At 48.9% G+C, this 1,447-nt stretch carries 1 protein-coding gene; it reads right to left on the bottom strand.

Annotated features, from left to right (window positions below; all coding sequences use genetic code 11):
- Nucleotides 1–32 precede the first annotated feature (32 nt).
- Nucleotides 33–1,396, bottom strand: a protein-coding gene (locus BZK42_RS28675) for an IS3 family transposase (protein ID WP_142478931.1) whose coding sequence is annotated in 2 segments (ribosomal slippage) — nucleotides 33–919 and nucleotides 919–1,396 — 1,365 coding nt in all. Because the reading frame shifts where the segments join, the coding sequence is not laid out codon by codon here.
- Between the last annotated feature and the right edge of the window lie 51 nt (nucleotides 1,397–1,447).

The raw sequence follows: 1,447 nt of genomic DNA on the forward strand, positions 1-1,447 counted from the left end.
TGGACTGACCCCATAAAGTTGGACAGTTCATATTAAGCGGCTTTCAGGGCCTGGGTTCGGTATTCTACCGGACTCAGGCCTTTTAATTTCAGGCTGATCCGCTCGTTGTTATAATAATGGATATAGTCCTCTATCGCCTTCCTCAGTTCATTCAGATCGCTGAACCTGTTCAGGTAAAAACACTCCGATTTCAGTGTGCCGAAGAAGTTCTCCATCACTGCGTTATCCAGGCAGTTTCCCTTGCGTGACATACTTTGTGTCATTCCATGGGCCTTTAACTTTGCCTGATAGCCTGCCATTCGATATTGCCAGCCCTGATCCGTGTGCAGCAATGGTGCATCCTCCGGTCCGAGCACTGAGAACGCATCGTGCAGCATCGTATTAACCATCTCCATCACCGGCCTTTCTGACAGGCTGTAGGAGATAATCTCCCGGTTAAACAGATCGAGAACTGGCGACAGGTAAAGCTTTTTACCCTGTACCGAGAACTCTGTAACATCCGTCACCCATTTTTCGTTGGCCTTCGTTGCACCAAAGTTCCGGCTCAGGATATTGGGCGCAGCTTTGCCCACTTCCCCTTTCCAGGAACGATATTTCTTCACCCTTATCACAGAGCGGAGCGACAGCTCTGTCATCAGCCGCTGCACTGTTTTATGGTTTACCAACACTCCCTGTTTTCTCAGTGAGAGCGTGATCCTGCGGTAGCCATAACGCCCTTTGTGATAGTGGTAAATCTCTCTGATTTTGTCTTTCAGTCCGGCATGCCTGTCCACTCGCTTCAGGGCATTCATATTGTGATACCACGTACTGCGGGACATGCCCGCTGCACGCAGAAGATCACCGAGTGCATGCTTCAGCCTTAGCTCACTGATTATCCGGGCTTTCTGCCGTTTTTCTCGCTTTGAACTAAGGCCTTCAGCTTTTTTAGATAGGCATTCTCTGCGCGAAGGTAACGGAGTTCCGCTCGCAGTTCTTCGGGAGATAACTTTTCCAGTTCTGCATCGGTAAGTGGAGGTGTTTTTTGAGGTTTTGTCATGTCCTTACTCCGGCCTGGTTTTATGTTCAGAAGTCCTTCTTCACCAGTGTCTTTGTAAACCTTCACCCAGTGCCGGACAACAGATTCATTTGAGATATTAAACCGTGCGGCAGCCTCGCGCATGGTAAGTTCTTCACTCAGAGCCTTCAGGACAACCGTCAGTCGAAACTCAGGAGAGTGGCGGTCATTTTTCCATGTAATACCATCAATACCGTGGAGTTGCCAGGCTCTTACCCAGCGTCGCACTGATGTTTCTTCAACACCAAAACGTTCAGCGGTACGACGAGCGCCATCGTGTCCGGCAAGATAATGATTAACGACAGCTAATCTGGTTTCGAGAGAATATTTTGGCTTTGCCATAAAAAACTGCACCTTACTCAGTTGGGTGTCCAACTTTTGGGGTGCAGTCCA

The sequence above is a fragment of the Citrobacter braakii genome, assembly GCF_002075345.1.
GTDB lineage: Bacteria > Pseudomonadota > Gammaproteobacteria > Enterobacterales > Enterobacteriaceae > Citrobacter > Citrobacter braakii.